The 14,841-nt window shown below is 74.4% G+C and carries 15 protein-coding genes; 7 read left to right on the top strand and 8 right to left on the bottom strand.

Annotated features, from left to right (window positions below):
- Both ACFU7Y_RS24360 and ACFU7Y_RS24355 read left to right on the top strand, forming a co-directional pair.
- Positions 1 to 1,529 (top strand): MFS transporter (locus tag ACFU7Y_RS24360; RefSeq protein WP_380769643.1); only part of this gene is annotated, 1,529 nt, incomplete at its 5' end.
- On the top strand, positions 1,526 to 2,167 hold the full coding sequence (locus ACFU7Y_RS24355; protein WP_380769642.1) for a maleylpyruvate isomerase N-terminal domain-containing protein: 642 nt from the start codon (positions 1,526 to 1,528) through the stop codon (positions 2,165 to 2,167). The genes ACFU7Y_RS24360 and ACFU7Y_RS24355, both read left to right, overlap by 4 nt.
- A 33-nt stretch (positions 2,168 to 2,200) precedes the next feature.
- Here ACFU7Y_RS24355 and ACFU7Y_RS24350 read toward each other — a convergent pair whose 3' ends face one another.
- Together ACFU7Y_RS24350 and ACFU7Y_RS24345 are read right to left on the bottom strand one after the other, a co-directional pair.
- On the bottom strand, positions 2,201 to 3,046 hold the full coding sequence (locus ACFU7Y_RS24350) for an ABC transporter permease subunit (RefSeq protein ID WP_380769641.1): 846 nt from the start codon (positions 3,044 to 3,046) through the stop codon (positions 2,201 to 2,203).
- Positions 3,043 to 3,966: an ATP-binding cassette domain-containing protein gene (locus tag ACFU7Y_RS24345; protein ID WP_380769640.1), complete on the bottom strand. Its 924-nt coding sequence runs from the start codon at positions 3,964 to 3,966 to the stop codon at positions 3,043 to 3,045. Before ACFU7Y_RS24345 ends, ACFU7Y_RS24350 begins: the two co-directional genes overlap by 4 nt.
- A gap of 125 nt (positions 3,967 to 4,091) precedes the next feature.
- Here ACFU7Y_RS24345 and ACFU7Y_RS24340 point away from each other — a divergent pair, with 125 nt between their 5' ends.
- Together ACFU7Y_RS24340 and ACFU7Y_RS24335 are read left to right on the top strand one after the other, a co-directional pair.
- Entirely contained in the window at positions 4,092 to 5,312 is a 1,221-nt protein-coding gene (locus ACFU7Y_RS24340) for a sensor histidine kinase (RefSeq protein WP_380769639.1), read from the top strand.
- Positions 5,313 to 5,317: 5 nt separating this feature from the next.
- Positions 5,318 to 6,037 carry a response regulator gene (locus ACFU7Y_RS24335; protein WP_380769644.1) on the top strand — a complete coding sequence of 240 codons (720 nt, stop codon included), beginning with the start codon at positions 5,318 to 5,320 and terminating at the stop codon, positions 6,035 to 6,037.
- A gap of 51 nt (positions 6,038 to 6,088) precedes the next feature.
- Here the strand turns inward: ACFU7Y_RS24335 and ACFU7Y_RS24330 are convergent, their stop codons facing one another.
- The 5 genes from ACFU7Y_RS24330 to ACFU7Y_RS24310 all read right to left on the bottom strand — a co-directional run bounded on the left by ACFU7Y_RS24330 (position 6,089) and on the right by ACFU7Y_RS24310 (position 11,349).
- The gene (locus tag ACFU7Y_RS24330; RefSeq protein ID WP_224275961.1) at positions 6,089 to 6,928 is read right to left on the bottom strand and encodes an SAM-dependent methyltransferase; all 840 of its coding nucleotides are present in this window, start codon (positions 6,926 to 6,928) and stop codon (positions 6,089 to 6,091) included.
- 99 nt (positions 6,929 to 7,027) lie between these two features.
- Positions 7,028 to 7,777 carry a hypothetical protein gene (locus tag ACFU7Y_RS24325; RefSeq protein WP_224275963.1) on the bottom strand — a complete coding sequence of 250 codons (750 nt, stop codon included), beginning with the start codon at positions 7,775 to 7,777 and terminating at the stop codon, positions 7,028 to 7,030.
- A 266-nt stretch (positions 7,778 to 8,043) separates the two neighbouring features.
- Complete coding sequence (locus ACFU7Y_RS24320) at positions 8,044 to 9,057, bottom strand: DUF1648 domain-containing protein (RefSeq protein ID WP_380769638.1); 1,014 nt, start codon at positions 9,055 to 9,057, stop codon at positions 8,044 to 8,046.
- Positions 9,054 to 9,401, bottom strand: coding sequence for a GntR family transcriptional regulator (locus tag ACFU7Y_RS24315; protein ID WP_224275975.1), 348 nt, complete (start codon positions 9,399 to 9,401; stop codon positions 9,054 to 9,056). Before ACFU7Y_RS24315 ends, ACFU7Y_RS24320 begins: the two co-directional genes overlap by 4 nt.
- A gap of 157 nt (positions 9,402 to 9,558) precedes the next feature.
- Positions 9,559 to 11,349 carry an oleate hydratase gene (locus tag ACFU7Y_RS24310; protein WP_380769637.1) on the bottom strand — a complete coding sequence of 597 codons (1,791 nt, stop codon included), beginning with the start codon at positions 11,347 to 11,349 and terminating at the stop codon, positions 9,559 to 9,561.
- Positions 11,350 to 11,648: 299 nt separating this feature from the next.
- On the opposite strand from ACFU7Y_RS24310, the gene ACFU7Y_RS24305 reads away from it, so the two are divergent.
- Positions 11,649 to 12,212, top strand: coding sequence for a universal stress protein (locus ACFU7Y_RS24305; RefSeq protein ID WP_380769636.1), 564 nt, complete (start codon positions 11,649 to 11,651; stop codon positions 12,210 to 12,212).
- A gap of 140 nt (positions 12,213 to 12,352) precedes the next feature.
- Complete coding sequence (locus ACFU7Y_RS24300) at positions 12,353 to 12,949, top strand: GNAT family N-acetyltransferase (protein ID WP_380769635.1); 597 nt, start codon at positions 12,353 to 12,355, stop codon at positions 12,947 to 12,949.
- A 16-nt stretch (positions 12,950 to 12,965) separates the two neighbouring features.
- On the opposite strand, the gene ACFU7Y_RS24295 is transcribed toward ACFU7Y_RS24300, so the two are convergent.
- Positions 12,966 to 13,949 (bottom strand): S1C family serine protease, encoded by a 984-nt coding sequence (locus ACFU7Y_RS24295; RefSeq protein ID WP_380769634.1) that lies wholly within the window; start codon positions 13,947 to 13,949, stop codon positions 12,966 to 12,968.
- A 182-nt stretch (positions 13,950 to 14,131) separates the two neighbouring features.
- Here ACFU7Y_RS24295 and ACFU7Y_RS24290 point away from each other — a divergent pair, with 182 nt between their 5' ends.
- Positions 14,132 to 14,665, top strand: a complete 534-nt coding sequence (locus tag ACFU7Y_RS24290) for a Clp protease N-terminal domain-containing protein (protein ID WP_380769633.1) — start codon at positions 14,132 to 14,134, stop codon at positions 14,663 to 14,665.
- The last annotated feature ends 176 nt before the right edge of the window (positions 14,666 to 14,841 follow it).

Here is a 14,841-nt window from a genome sequence, read left to right as displayed (position 1 = left end):
ACCCCCTATTCTGTTTTGTCTGGGGGGCGGGTTTTTGTTTATACCACCCCGCCCCCCCGCGGGGGCCGGGCGCCCCCGGGGCGGGCGGCCGGGCCGCCGCCCGCCGCTGGCGGGCGCTCGTGGTCTGCCTGGTCGCCGGCTTCATGACCCTGTTGGACGTCAGCATCGTCAACGTCGCCCTGCCGACCGTACGGGCCGGGCTGCACATGTCCGACAGCGGACTGCAATGGGTGCTCAGCGGCTACGCGCTGGCCTTCGGCCTGGTGCTGGTGCCCGCCGGGAGGCTCGGCGACGCGCGCAGCCGGCGGGCCGTCTTCCTCGTCGGGCTCGCCCTGTTCACCGCGGCCAGCGCGCTCGCCGGGGCGGCGCAGAGCCAGGAGTGGCTGGTGCTGGCCCGGCTGTTCCAGGGCGCGGCCGGCGGGGTGCTGGTGCCGCAGGTGTCCGGCTTCATCCAGGTGCTGTTCCGGGGCGCGGAGCGCGGCCGGGCCTTCGGCGTGCTGGGCACGACCATCGGGCTGTCCACCGCGGTCGGGCCGCTGCTCGGCGGGCTGCTGATCCACCTGTTCGGCCCGAAGGACGGCTGGCGCTGGGTGTTCCTGGTCAACCTGCCGATCGGCGTCGCCGCGCTGCCGATCGCCTACCGGCTGCTTCCGGCGCCCCCGCCCGCCGCCGAGCGGGCCGGACACCGGGACTTCGACCCGGTCGGCGTGCTGCTGCTCGGCGCCGGGACGGTCTCGCTGCTGCTGCCGTTCGTCCAGGCGCAGCAGTGGCACGACTCGGCCCGATGGCTGCTGCTGGCGCTGGCGGCGGTGCTGCTCGCCGTCTTCGTCGGCTGGGAGCTGTCCTACGGGCGGCGGCACGAACCGCTGGTGAGCATGGCGCTGTTCGCGGTGCGCCCGTACGCGGCGGGGACGCTGCTGTCGCTGGTGTACTTCGCCGGGTTCACCGCGATCTTCTTCATCTTCACCCTCTACCTCCAGGTGGGCCTGCACTACTCGGCGCTGATGGCGGGCCTGGCGATCACGCCGTTCGCGGTCGGCTCGGCGGTGTCCGCGGCGGTGGGCGGGAGCCTGGTGAGCCGGCTGGGGCGGCGGCTGGTGGTGGCCGGGCTGGTGCTGGTGCTGGCCGGGCTGCTGGCCTCGACGCTCGCGGTGCAGCTGTGGTCCGGGCCCGACGTGGGCTGGACGATGGCGCTGCCACTGCTGATCGCCGGGGTGGGCAGCGGACTGGTGGTCGCCCCGAACCAGACGCTGACCCTCCAACAGGTGCCGGTGGCCCGGGCGGGCAGCGCGGGCGGAGTGCTGCAGACCGCGCAGCGGATCGGCTCGGCGGTGGGCATCGCCGTCGTCGGCTCGGTGTTCTTCGCCCATGCCGCCGGCCCCCGCCCGGACTGGGCGCTGGCCTTCCAGCTGGGGGTGACGGTCGCGGCCGGCCTGGTGCTGGCGGCGCTGCTGGTGGCGGCCGCCGACATGGCCTCGGGCCGGGGCGGTCTCCGGGCCGCCGGGCCGCGGGTGGGGGACGGGCCGTGACGGACGCCCGGGCGGACTTCCTGGCCGCCGCCGCCGCGGCCGAGGACCTGCTGCGCCGCCCGGAGGTGGCCGCCTCCTGGCGGCGGCCGAGCGCACTGGCGCAGTGGAGCGTCGGCGGGCTGGCCGGGCACCTGGCCTACCAGGTCCTCTGCGTGGCGGAGCTGCCGGCCGCCGCCGTACCGACGGAGCCGGTGGTCGGGCTGCTGGACCACTACGCCCGGTCGCTCTGGGTCGGCGCCGCACTCGACGCGGACGTCAACGTGCGGATCCGGCAGAGCAGCGAGGCCTTCGCGGCCGACGGGCCGGCCGCGCTGCACCGCCGGCTCGCCGCCGTGCTGCCGGAGCTCGCGGCCACGCTGGCGGCGGCGGACGGCACCCGACCGGTCCGGCTGCCGTTCTGGGGCCCGTGGGCACTCACCCTCGACGACCTGCTGGCCACCCGGACGATGGAACTGGCCGTCCACGGCGACGACCTGGCGGTCAGCGTCGGGGTGCCGGGCCCCGAACTCCCACCGGAGACCGCCGAGTCGGTGATCGGCCTGCTGGCCCGGCTGGCCGTGCGGCGGCACGGCCAGGCGGCGGTGCTGCGCACGCTCAGCCGCGCCGAGCGGGCGCCCGGGAGCATCGCGGCGTTCTGAGCCCCCCTCGTCCTGAACACCTGCCCGGGGCCGTCAGTGGTCGCGGCGGTGGATCGCGACCGCCGCGACGGCGACCGAGGCCAGCGACCACACCGCGAAGGTGACCCAGGAGCCCGCGACGGTGGCCGGATACTCGGACGGGCGCAGGCCCGCCAGGGTGGTCCGGGCCAGGCGCTGCCAGGCGGGCAGCGGCAGGGCGTGCAGCAGGTCGGCGCTCCAGCGGTAGCGCTCGGTGACCAGCGACGGGACGAAGAACAGCACCACGACGGTGCCCACCACGGCGCCCGCGCTGTGCCGGATCAGGGTGCCGAGGCCGAGCCCGACCAGCGCGCAGACCGGGCCGAACAGCACCGCCGCCGCGACGTACCGCAGCGCGGTCGGGTCGGTGACGGACTGCCCGATGCCCACCTCGGACAGGATCGCCTGGCTCGCGCCGAAGGAGACGCCGACGGTGAGCACCCCGTAGCCGAACAGCACGGCGGCCAGCACGCAGGCCTTGGCGGCGAGCACCGCCCGGCGATCGGGCACGGCCGCCAGCGTCGTGCGGATCAGCCCGGTCGCGTACTCGCCCGCGATGACGATCGCGCCGAGGCCGCCCGCGACCAGCATCAGGATGTCGGCGGAGGCGACGTTGAACGCGTCGTTCAGCGCCACCTGCGCCATGCCCGCCGGATCGCCCTCGCCCGGCGTGTAGTGGTCGCGGGTGTACAGCGCGGACTTCAGGTTGGCGGCGACGATCGCCAGGGCGCTGAGGCCGAGCACCCAGGAGACCGAGCGCAGCGACCAGAACTTGATCCACTCGGCGGCCAGCAGGTCGCCGAAGCGGGCGCGCGGCTCGGCGCGGGTGTGGGCGGGCGTGGTGCTCGACGCGGTGTTCAACGGGGCTCTCCGGCGGGGTACTCGACGCTGTCGGCGGTCAGGTCCATGAACGCCTCCTCCAGGGAAGCGCCCCGGGTGGTCAGGGCGTGCAGCAACAGGCGGTGTTCCAGGGCGAGTTCGCCGATCCGGGTGGCGTCCAGGCCGGTCACCGCGAGGGCGCCGTCCGGGCCGGGCCGTACGATTGCGCCGGCCGCCGTCAACACGGCCGCCAGCCGGTCGGGTTCGGCGGCTCGGACGGTGACGGTGGCCCGGCCGGTCCGGGCGGCGAACTCGGTGAGGCTCTCGTCGGCGAGCAGCCGGCCGCGTCCGATCACCACCAGGTGGTCGGCGGTGTGCTCCATCTCGGCCATCATGTGGCTGGAGACGAAGACCGTGCGTCCCTCGGCGGCGAGCCGCCGGAACAGCCCGCGCACCCAGAGCACGCCCTCCGGGTCCAGCCCGTTCAGCGGCTCGTCGAAGAGCAGCACCGGCGGGTCGCCGAGCAGCGCGCCGGCGATGCCGAGCCGCTGCTTCATGCCCAGCGAGTAGCCGCGGATCCGGCGCCCGGCCGCTTCGGCGAGCCCGACCTCGTGCAGCACCTGCTCGACCCGTGCGGCCGGGATCGCGTTGGCGCGGGCCAGCGCCCGCAGCTGGGCCCGGCCGGTGCGCCCGCCGTGCGCGTCGCCCGCGTCGAGCAACGCGCCGGCGTGCCGCAGGCCGCGGGGCCGGCCGCGGAAGGGGCGACCGTCGACGGTGACGGTGCCGGCGGTGGGGCCGCCCAGGCCGAGGACCAGCCGCAGGGTGGTGGACTTGCCCGCGCCGTTGGGGCCGAGGAAGCCGGTGACCCGGCCGGGCCGGACGGTGAAGGAGAGGTGGTCGACGGCGGTGCGGACCCGCTTGCCGCGGCCGTAGCGCTTCGTCAGCTCGGTGACTTCGATCATGCGTCCCACGGTGCCCGGGGGAGCCGGCCGGCCGCATCGGACCGGCGTCGACAGTGCTGGCCACCCGTGGCCGTACGACCACGGTTGGATGACGGCGTCGCGGACCGTCGTTACGATCTCGAACCATGCCCTCGCCCCCCTCCCCGCCGCTGCTCCGGCGCGTCCCGCCCGAGGTCTGGGTCGGCCTCGCCTGGTGCGTGGCCGCCGGCTACCCCGCCGTCCGGCTCGGCGGCGACGCCGCACAGCACCCCGGCGCCGCCGCGCACGGCGGCTGGGCGTTCACCCTGGCCGACACGGTGGTGGCCTTCGCGGGCGCGGCGCTGATGCGACGGCTTCCGGTGCTCTCCGTCGCCCTGCTGCTGGTCGCCGCGTTCACCGAGACCGACGGCTGGGCCGGCGGCGCCCAGGTGCCGCCCGGCGCGCTGCTCGCGGTGGACACCGCGCTCTGCCTGATCACCGCGACCCGGCCGCGGCGCAGCTCCCGGGCCGCGTTCGCCCTGGTCATGGCCTTCCTGGTGCTGCACATCGGCCTGGTGCGCGGCAGCACGGTGGGCATCTTCACCGGCACCCACATCGGCTCGGCCGACGGCGCCGCGCTGCTCGCGCTGGTCGCCTGGCTGGTCGGCCGTTCGGTGCGGCAGAACCGGGAGCACGCCGAGGCGCTCGGCGCCCGGGCGGCCGAGGAGGCGGTCACCGCCGAACGGCTGCGGATCGCCCGCGAGATGCACGACACCGTCGCGCACAGCCTCGGCATCGTCGCCCTCCAGGCCGGTGCCGCCCGCCGGGTGATCGACCGCCGGCCGGAGCGGGCCAAGCAGGCGCTGGGCGAGATCGAGGCCGCCGGGCGGGACACCCTGGCGGCGCTGCGCCGGATGCTGGTCGCGCTGCGCCGGGCCGACGGCGAGGCCACGGTGCCGCAGGGCCTGGCCGACCTCGACCGGCTGGCCGGGGCGACCACCGCCGCGGGGGTGCGGGTGGAGGTCCGGCGGCACGGCGAGCCGGGGCCGCTGCCGCCGGAGGTCGACCTCGCGGCCTTCCGGATCGTCCAGGAGTCGGTCACCAACGTGGTGCGGCACGCGGACATCGGTGCCTGCGTGGTCGTGGTGGACCACCGGACGCCGGAGGAGCTGTCCGTCGAGGTCACCGACCGGGGGCGGGGCCGGGGCCAGGGGCCCGGCGGTGGGTTCGGACTGGCCGGGCTGCGGGAGCGGGTCGCCCTGCTGAGCGGCGAGTTCGAGGCCGGGCCGCTGCCCGGGGGTGGTTTCCGGGTGGCCGCCCGGCTGCCGGTGCCGGTGGACGGTGCCGGCTCGGCGCCGGGGCCGTCGGGTACGGAGGCGGGCGCGTGATCCGGGTGCTGTTGGTGGACGACCAGCCGCTGGTGCGCGCCGCGCTGGAGATGGTGATCGCGGAGACGGCGGACGTCGAGGTGGTCGGCGAGGCGGGCACCGGGGCGGAGGCCGTCCGGCTGGCCGCCGAACTGCGGCCGGACGTCGTGGTGATGGACATCCGGATGCGCCCCCAGCCTGGCGGCCGGGAGGTGCCCCCAGTCATGGACGGCATCGAGGCCACCCGGCTGGTGACCGCCGACGGCGGGCCGACCAGGGTGGTGGTGCTCACCACCTTCGACGAGGACGAGCACGTGTACGCGGCGCTGCACGCGGGGGCGTCGGGCTTCCTGGTCAAGGACATGGCGCTGGACGACATCCTCGGCGCGGTGCGGGTGGTCGCCGCCGGCGACGCGCTGATCGCGCCGAGCGTCACCCGGCGGCTGATCGGGGCGTTCGCCGGAGGCCGCCCGCCGCGGCCGGCGCTTGCGCGGGCCGCTCCGGACGCCCCGGCCGGGCCGGCCGCCGCCGAGCGGCGGCCGACGGGGATCACCGAGCGCGAACGGGAGATCCTCACCCTGGTCGGCCGGGGCCTGTCCAACACCGAGATCGCCGCCGAACTGGTGCTCAGCATCGCGACCGTCAAGACCTACATGACCCGGCTGCTGGCCAAGCTCGACGCCCGGGACCGGGTGCAGCTGGTCATCCTGGCGTACGAGGCGGGCCTGGTCTCCGTGTCCGGTTGACCGGGCCCGCCGGGAGGGACGGGTCGGCGCTCGACCGCGAAGCGCCCGTGTTCAGCGCTTGACCGCCACGCCCGCGTACATCGCGATGTCCTGGTCGCGGACGGGCGCGGCACCGGCGTCCGTCCGCCAGTGGTGCACCAGCGTGACACCCGGGTCGAGCAGCTCGTAGCCGTCGAAGAAGGCCTCCGCCTCGGCCTTGTCGCGGATCTGGAGCGGGATGCCGCGCGCGTTGTACTCGCGGCCGACGCCACCGACGCCCACCGGGTCGGTGTCACCGGTGAAGACCGTCAGGGCGAGGAAGCTGCCGGGCGCCAGGGCGTCCATGAAGCGGCGCACGATGCCCTGCGGGTCGTCCTCGTCCAGCACGAAGTGGACGATCGCGATCAGCGACAGCGCCACCGGCTGCGAGAGGTCGAGCACCTCGCGCAGCCGGGGGTTGCCGATGATCGACTCCGGGTCGCGGAAGTCGGCGTCCACGTAACAGGTACGGCCCTCGGGCGTGCTGTCCATCAGGGCCCGGGCGTGGGTCAGCACGATCGGGTCGTTGTCCACGTACGCGACCCGGGCCTCGGGGTCGATCGCCTGGACGATCTCGTGCACGTTCGGCGAGGTCGGGATGCCGGTGCCGATGTCGAGGAACTGCCGCACGCCGTACTGCTCCGCGAGGTGGCGAACCGAGCGCTGCATGAAGTCGCGGGTGGTGCGCATCGAGATCGGCAGCGACGGCCAGGCCTGCACCGAGGCGTGCGCCGCGACCCGGTCCGCCTCGAAGTTGGTCTTGCCGCCGATGAGGTAGTCGTAGACCCGGGCGGAGTGCGGAACGTCCATCCGCAGGTCCACCGATGGGAAATCCTCGCGCGGACCGTGCTCCGCCCGGATCTCGTTCGCCATGCTCGTTCTCCCGTTGCTGGGCATCCGTCACAGGCCGCCGGCGTGGCGGTCCATGGTGCGCATGGTAACGGTCGCCCGGTACGACGGGATGACAGGCCCTCAGGCCTGCGCCTCCGGGTGCCTCGGTTCGAGCGCGGCGGCACCCGACTGACGGGGAATCGCGGTGGTGTCGGACTCCGCCCGGCCGTGCGCGGCGAGTTCGAGCGCGGCGCCGATCCAGGCCGTGCCGAAGGCCCACGTCGCCAACCACTCGCACAGGTACAGCGGCCGCACCGACCAGCCGGAGCCGACGCCCGTCACCCCGGCCAGGACGGAGAGCGCCAGGGCGACCAGGATCAGCACCCCGGCGACCAGGTAGGCCTTGCCCACCCGGGCCGGCTGGGTGGAGCGGGAGTTGCGGAAGGAGTAGAGGCAGAACAGCGCCAGCATGACGAACAGCAGGCCCGCGAAGGCCAGGTGGAACGCCCCGACGGTGCGCTGGACGCCGGACCCGCCCACCGGGGACGTCGGGCAGAGCGCGACCCCGAGCGCGAAGAACCCGGCCGCCGTGCTCCAGCGGTCGTCCCGGCGGTCGAAGCGGTAGCAGATCAGGAACACCCCGAGGGCGCACAGCCCGCCGACGAAGAGGTTCCGGCTGCCGGTGTAGTACGAGGCGCTCATCGAGCCCGGCCAGAAGCCGTCGGTGCTGCGCCCCATCACCTCGGCGGACAGCCAGTTGCCGAACGGCAGGGCCGGCGGCAGCAGGATGCCGATCAGGCCGACGCCGAGGCGCAGGATCGCGATGGTCCGGACGTCCTGGATGCTCCGCCGGATGCCGGGGGAGTTCTGCGTGCGCGAGTCGTGAGTCACGGACGCCTCCTTGCCTTTCGCACGGGCGCGTCGGCCCGCTGGTCCTCCGGCCGCGGGGGAAGGGGTGGGGCGGTGTCGGACGGGCGCCGCCGCACGCCTGAGCGGCCGTCAACTTGTGTACCCGGCATTGGCGTTCGAAGCACCACCGATGTGCGCGGTTTACGCCCCCGGTGGCCGCTTGGCGCCCACCGGGCGCCCCCTGACAGTGGTGGAGGCGGCCCGGTCGTGGTGACCGGACCGCCTCGTCCCCCTTCCGCGGAAACGGTTCAGTCGGTGGGCTGCCGGGTGCGCGCGATCAGCGCGTTGAGCAGGGCCGCCCCGCGCTCGGCATCGTCGACGCTCACCGCGAAGTCCGCGCCCCGGCGGGTGCGGACCACCAGGCAGACACCCCGGCGCAGCATCACGGTGGTGCCGAGCCCGTTGATCCGGTAGCCCCAGCCGCCCGCCTGCGCGGCGGTGCGCTGCTCGGCGCGCGCGGAGTCGAGCTCGGCGGGGGACCAGTGGCGGGCGGGCCGGCCGAACGGGCCGAAGCCGACGGTCAGGCCGCGGGCGGTCACCCGCGCCCGCACCGAGGAGGAGGCGAGGGACGCGAGGGAGGCGACGGCGAACGGCAGCACCAGCGCCCAGTCCAGCTTGCCGACTCCGCTCGCGACGACCAGCACCCCCGTCACCGCGACCAGTCCGAGTATTGCCGCGGCCACTTGCAGCCACGGGTTGGCGGCCTGGGACAGCCAGACGACCTGCTCGCCCGGCGGTACCTCCAGCGCGGGCGCCCCGGCCGCCGGGCGCGGCTCGGGCCGGCCGCCGTAGCGGCGGCTCGCCAGCCGGGCCAGCAGTCCGGCGAGGCCGGTGGCCAGCAGGATCAGGACCACCTCGATGCCCATCGGCGCGGCGTCCTGCCAGCGGGCGCGGTCCAGGTTGGCGTGCACGATGGAGGTCTGCGCGCCCGTCAGCAGCACGCCGCCGGCCGCCAGCGTGGCCGCCGCGGCCCCGGGCGCCCGGCCTGCCCAGTACCGCCGCAGCGCCACCGCGGTGAGCACCAGGACCGCCCAGAACGCGGCCGGGACCAGCGCGGCCGCCGTCAGCGACATCGAGCCGTTCGGCTCCCGTCCGCCCCAGTGGGTGGCCAGCGGGTCCGGCAGCCGGTGGCGCGCCGTCAGCGGCAGGGCGACCAGCAGTGCCAGCACGCCGACCGACCAGGCCGCCGCGGCCCAGACGGCACCGCGAGGTGCCGGGTGCTCCGCCGTGGTCCGCTCCGTCGGTGTCTCCTCGTCCGTCACGACATCCCCCTGATCATGTCCACGAGATCGTTCCTGCTGTAGCCGGCCCGGGCCGCGTCCTCGACCAGCTTCCGTACCCGGTCGACCAGTTCGGAGCGGGTGTCGGCGCCGGTCGCGATCGTGATGCCGCGGCCCCGGCGGAACTCCAGCACCCCTTCGTCCCGCAGCGTGCGCAGCCCGCGCAGGACGGTGTTGGTGTTCACGCCCAGTGCCCGGGAGAGCTCCCGGGCCGGAGGCAGCTTGTCCCCGGGGGCGCACTCGCCCTCGGCGACGGCCCGTCTGATCGCGCCGGCGACCTGTTCGTGCAGCGGTCGGGTGTCCCCGATGTCCAGCTTCAGCAACATGGTGCTAATGACGATAGCACCATTAATGCTTTGTGCCACTGTCCTCGGGCGACGGGCGTGCGCGGGAACGGGCGGGCCCCGGGTGGCGGGACGGTCGATCCGCTCGACCTCCCGCGCGCCCCGGGGCCCGCCCGCCGCCCGACTCCGTGCCCGGCGGCTACTTCCGCTCGTCCTCGATCAGGCCGAACTCCTGCATCAGCTCGCCGATCTCGGTGGCCTCCAGTCGGCGAAGCAGCCGCTTGCGCAGGAACTCCGGCCCGGGCAGGTCGAGTTCGGCGCCGTCACGGAGCCGGGTGGTGGCGGCGAGGAGCTTGCGCACGTCGTAGGTGGAGTTGAACACCTCGGGCACGCCACGCTCGACGCCGAGCAGCCGGTAGACAGCCTCCATGCCGGTGCGCACCGAGTACTCGGTGGTGAAGATGCAGTCCCGGCTGGTCTCCGCGAACTGGCCGATGAAGGCGAAGTTGGCGGCGCCCTCGGGCACCACGTCCGGCCGGTCGCCCGCGTGCCGGGGCAGGAAGAAGGACGTCACGTACGGCATCATCACCGGCACGCAGCGGGCGGCCCGCGCGGCCAGCTCGGGGATCTCCTCGACCGGCACGCCCAGGTGGTACAGCCACTCCTGGGTGATCTCCTCGCCGGTGCACTCCTGCATCGGCTTGTTCACGTAGTCGCCGGGGCGGTCGACGAACAGCGAGTAGACCCAGACCACGACCTGGTCGGCGGGCTGGTGCTTGAAGTGCGGCTGGCGGTTGACCGTCCAGCTCAGCAGCCACGAGGAGTCCCGGGCGGTGACGATGCCGCCGGTGACCACGCCGCCGCTGAACGGGTCACGCTTGGCGACCTTCCGGATGTGGCGCGGGATGCGCGCGTCCAGGGTGGTGACGGTCGCCGACTCCCACTTGCTCTCGGCGATGTTGCCGCAGAACACCTCGGGGCGGCCGAACGCCGGGTCCTTGGCGGCGATCCGGCGCCACAGGTCCCAGGCCGGGGCCGGCCCCTCGTCCAGCCGGGCCGGGGTGTGCTGGTCGCCGTTGTCGGAGTTCTCGGTGAGCGAGCCGATGGTGGTGAACACCAGGTCGTCCGGGCCCAGGTCCACCCCGCCCTCCCGGCCGGCCTCCCGCCAGTGGATCCGGGTGGCCTGCTTGCGGCCGGGGGCGTTCCGGGTGGCGGGGGAGATGTCGAAGTCGATGTCGGTGACCTCGACCTCGTAGCGGAACCGCACGCCCTGGTCCATCAGCCAGTGGGTCAGCGGCAGGACCATGGACTCGTACTGGTTGTACTTGGTGAACTTCAGCGCGGACAGGTCCGGCAGGCCGCCGATGTGGTGGATGAAGCGGTGCAGGTAGAGCTTCATCTCCAGCGCGCCGTGCCACTCCTCGAAGGCGAACATGGTGCGCCAGTACAGCCAGAAGTTGCTGTCCAGGAAGTTCCGCGAGAAGACCTCGTCGATCCGCTTGCCCTCCAGCTCCTCGCGGGTGGCGAGGAAGACGCGGACCAGGTCCTTCTGCGCCTTGTCGTCGAGCGCGAACAGGCCGTCGGTGCGGGCGTCCTGGCCGCGGCGCTCGGTGACCCGCTGGAGCGAGAAGTTCGGGTCGTCCTTGTTGAGCCAGTAGAACTCGTCCAGCACGGACGCGCCCTCGACCTCCAGCGACGGCACCGAACGGAAGAGGTCCCACAGGCACTCCATGTGGTCCTCCAGCTCGCGCCCGCCGCGGACCACGAAGCCCTTCTCGGGCGCCTTGATCCCGTCCAGCGCGCCGCCGGCCAGCGTCAGCCGTTCCAGGATCGTGATCCGCTCGCCGGGCACCTGCCCGTCCCGGACCAGGAACGCCGCCCCGGCCAGCGCGGCGAGTCCCGACCCCACGAACCACGCCCGCTTGCGTTCGGCTCCCCCGGGCTTCCTCGGCCGGGCGAACGCCTCGTAGTTGCCGCTGCTGTAGTACAAGCCCGCGCTCCCTGGAAAGTTCGATGTCGAACCACCCGTCGGGCGTGTCGATTCCCGGCGGGCCGTCTCCGTTCACCCATTCTGTGGTGATCTTCGCTCTTTTGATTGGGTCGAACGGGTGCCTGTCGATGGGGTCGAACGGGTTGATTCCGGGTGGTTCGGAGAGCCGGAGGTCCGCATATGGAGGGCGTTGGGAACACCGCCCGGAACGTCAGGAAGCCGTCAAGGACAACAGGTCAGCCCCCGTGGAGGCGGTTGGGTGGAGGACGACGGCGAACGCGACCACACGAGGACGGATCATGCACGGCAACGGGCGGCACGGAGACGGCACGGAACCCAGGATCGTGGTCGGGGTCAGCGGGTCGCTGGAGAGCCTGGCGGCACTGCACCGCGGCCTCGCCGAGGCCCGCGACCGCGGCGCCGTCCTGGTGCCGGTGCTCGCCTGGGAGCCGCCCGGCGGCGAACACGGCTACCGGCGCTCGCCCTGCCCGCCGCTGCTCGCCGCCGTCCGGGAATCCGCCGAACAGCGCCTGCGGGACGCCCTCGACGCGGCCTTCGGCGGCGCCGACCCCGGCGTGCCGCTGTGCCCGGTGGTCATCCGCGGCGAGACCGGACCGGCCCTGGTGCACATCGCCGACCGGCCGGACGACCTGCTGGTCCTCGGGCGCAGCGGAGGCCCGCTGCGCCGCCGGCTGCGGCGCTCGGTGCCCGGCTACTGTGCCCGGAGGGCGGGCTGCCCGGTGCTGACCGTCCCGGTGCCCGAACTGCTCCACGACCTGCACCGGCTGGAGTCGGCGCACCGCCGCGCCCGCCGGCACCTCTCGTTCGGACCGGCGCCCGAACTCCTCGCGGCGAAGCGGTAGTCCGCGGCGCGGATGTGCCCGGCCCGGCTGCACGCGCGCGCTGCGCTCCCGGCCGATGGAACCGACGCCGCCCTGATGGGGTATCAGGCCCTGGCGCCCCTGCCCGAGACGCCGGAGATAAGGGCGCGCAGGATGTCCGTATGCAGATGACCAACGTGCCGCAGGCGGCGACCCTCTTTGACGCGTCGTCCATCAGCCGAACGCTGGCCCTGGCCTTCGCCGACGACCCGATGATGTGCTGGTTCCTCCCCGACCCGGCCACCCGGCAGGCGGGGCTGGACGGTTACTTCACCACGCTGTTCACCCGGCAGTACGGCCGCCACGGGGTGTGCGAGCGGACCGCGAACGCGGCCGCCTTCTGGGTCCCGCCGCGGGCGCAGGACAAGGCCGTCCCGGACGAGGAGACGCTCGACGAACTGGCGGAGATCCTCGGCGACCGGGCCGAGCCGTTCCGGCGCTCCGTCGAGGCGGCCGCCGCCAACGCGCCGCAGGAGCCGCACTGGTACCTGGCGGTCATCGGCGCCGACCCGGTCGCCCAAGGGCAGGGGCAGGGCGCCGCGTTGCTGCGCTCGGGGCTGGCCAAGGCCGACGCGGCCGGGCTGCCGGTCTACCTGGAGTCCTCCAAGGAGGCGAACCTGGCGGTCTACCGGCACTTCGGCTTCGAGGTGCTGGAGGAGGTCCGGCTGCCGGAGGGCGGGCCGGCGCTCTGGGTGATGCGGCGTGGGGCCGGGGCGTAGCAGCGAAGGCCCCGGGTCAGTCGTCGGAGGGCAGCTCCACCGGGACGGCGAGCACGTCGACCAGGGCCTCGCCGCGCAGGACGGTGAGGGGGAGCGGGCGGCCGATCGCGTCGGCCAGCATCAGGCGCTGGAGAGCCTGGGCGCTGCCCATCGGCTCGCCGGCGGCGGTGAGCAGCAGGTCGCCCTCGTGCAGCCCGGCGCGGTCGGCAGGGGCACCGGGCACCACTTCGACGATGCGCAGGCCGGTGGGCTGCCCGCTGCGGTGGCGCAGGGCGGGCGGCAGGGGCGCGGGCACCCCGGCGAGGCCGAGGTAGGCGCGTCGGATCCGGCCGTCGGTGAGCAGGGCGGCGACGATCCGGCGGCTGGTGGCGTCGATCGGGACGGTCAGGCCGAGCCCGTTCCCGGCCACCGCCGTGGTGATGCCGACCACTTCGCCGTTCGCGGTGGCGAGCGCGCCGCCGGAGTTGCCGGGATTGAGGGCGGCGTCGGTCTGGATCACGTTGTCGATGATCCGCACCGCGCTGCCGGAGCGGGCCGGGATCGAGCGGCCGAGCGCGCTGACCACGCCCGCCGTGACCGTCCCGGCCAGCCCCAGCGGGTTGCCGACGGCGACGACCAGCTGCCCGACCCGCAGGCCGGTCGCCTCGCCGAGCGTCACCGGCGTCGGGGTCGGCCCGTCGGCGCGCAGCACGGCGAGGTCGGAGAGCGGATCGGCGCCGATGGTGTGGAACGGGGAGGTGGTGCCGTCGGCGAAGGCCAGCGCCCCGGCGTCGGCGTGGCCGACGACGTGGGCGTTGGTGAGCAGGAACCCGTCCTCGGTGAAGACCACCGCCGAGCCGAGTGCGGTGCTGAACCAGCCGCCCCGGCCGCGCCGGGGCACCTGGAGCGCGGCGACCCGCGGGGTCAGCGCGGCGGCGACGGAGGTGACGATCCGGGAGTAGGCGTCCAGCGGCGCCTCCGTCTCGGGGCCCCGGCCCGGTCCGGGGAGCGTGTCGGCCATGGTGCTCACCCCTCTCGCGGGCGCGGCTCTCACGATGGCACCAGATGGCAACAACGGTGGGGTGCCCGGTCTTCCGCGCCTCGGAGGCGCCGTCCTGACGCGTTCTTGACGTGCGGCCGACTCTCAAGAAAAGGAAAAGCAGTCCTATAGTTCGAGTAAAGCCGCAGTCGTGGGAGGGGCCGATGGAAACGACCATGCCGGAGCCGGACTGGCACGTGCTCGGCGAGCCGGGTGACGGGCAGCTGGGGACGGGACACCAGGGCGCCCTCGACCCGCTACTGCTCCCCACCCGGGAGGCGCTGCTGGCCCGTCGCACCCACCGGATCCCGCGCTGGAAGCGCCTGCTGCAGCCTGGCTCGTCCGGTCCGGCGGCCTGGATCCGGATGGAGGCCGACGCGCAGGCCGAGCGCCTCGGCCGCCGTACGCCCGGCACCGAACACGTCCTGCTCGCCCTGCTGGCCGTGCACGAAGTGGCCCGCCACGAGCCGCAGTCGGTGGAGGAGGGCGGCGCCGGCGAACTGCTCGCCGGGCTCGGCCTCGACTACGCCAGGGCGCACGCCGCGCTGGAATCCGGCGAGGTGACGCTGCCCGCCGACCCGCGCGCGGTCGAGGCCTACCTGGTTGACGCCGCAGGTCAGGGTTCTGATCAACTGGTCCGGGCGTTGCTGGAGGAGGACACCCGGGCTCGACGCCTGGTCGAAGCCCTGCGCGGCTGAGGCGCCGTCGGCGCAGCGAGTCACGACACGGAGAAGAGAAGAAAGGGACACCCTGATGCACGTCACCCTCGCCGAGGAGCTGATGCTGCTCTCGCTGGACGACGAGTCCGGCGTGGCGAAGGACGCCTCCACCGCCGCCTGAGCGCGCCGGGCGGGCTGCGCAGCGAGCCGCGCGC

It is taken from the genome of Kitasatospora sp. NPDC057542 (assembly GCF_042801945.1).
Lineage (GTDB): Bacteria > Actinomycetota > Actinomycetes > Streptomycetales > Streptomycetaceae > Kitasatospora.
The sequence above is the reverse complement of the archived record's forward strand: the minus strand, read 5'-3'. Positions and strand labels throughout refer to the sequence as shown.

Excerpts from the sequence above, each read along its gene's own strand:
- ACFU7Y_RS24295 (WP_380769634.1), bottom strand. The coding sequence starts at position 13,949 with ATGGCCGACACGCTCCCCGGACCGGGCCGGGGCCCCGAGACGGAGGCG.
- ACFU7Y_RS24330 (WP_224275961.1), bottom strand. The coding sequence starts at position 6,928 with ATGGCGAACGAGATCCGGGCGGAGCACGGTCCGCGCGAGGATTTCCCA.
- ACFU7Y_RS24300 (WP_380769635.1), top strand. The coding sequence starts at position 12,353 with ATGCAGATGACCAACGTGCCGCAGGCGGCGACCCTCTTTGACGCGTCG.
- ACFU7Y_RS24290 (WP_380769633.1), top strand. The coding sequence starts at position 14,132 with ATGGAAACGACCATGCCGGAGCCGGACTGGCACGTGCTCGGCGAGCCG.
- ACFU7Y_RS24315 (WP_224275975.1), bottom strand. The coding sequence starts at position 9,401 with ATGTTGCTGAAGCTGGACATCGGGGACACCCGACCGCTGCACGAACAG.
- ACFU7Y_RS24345 (WP_380769640.1), bottom strand. The coding sequence starts at position 3,966 with ATGATCGAAGTCACCGAGCTGACGAAGCGCTACGGCCGCGGCAAGCGG.
- ACFU7Y_RS24305 (WP_380769636.1), top strand. The coding sequence starts at position 11,649 with ATGCACGGCAACGGGCGGCACGGAGACGGCACGGAACCCAGGATCGTG.
- ACFU7Y_RS24340 (WP_380769639.1), top strand. The coding sequence starts at position 4,092 with ATGCCCTCGCCCCCCTCCCCGCCGCTGCTCCGGCGCGTCCCGCCCGAG.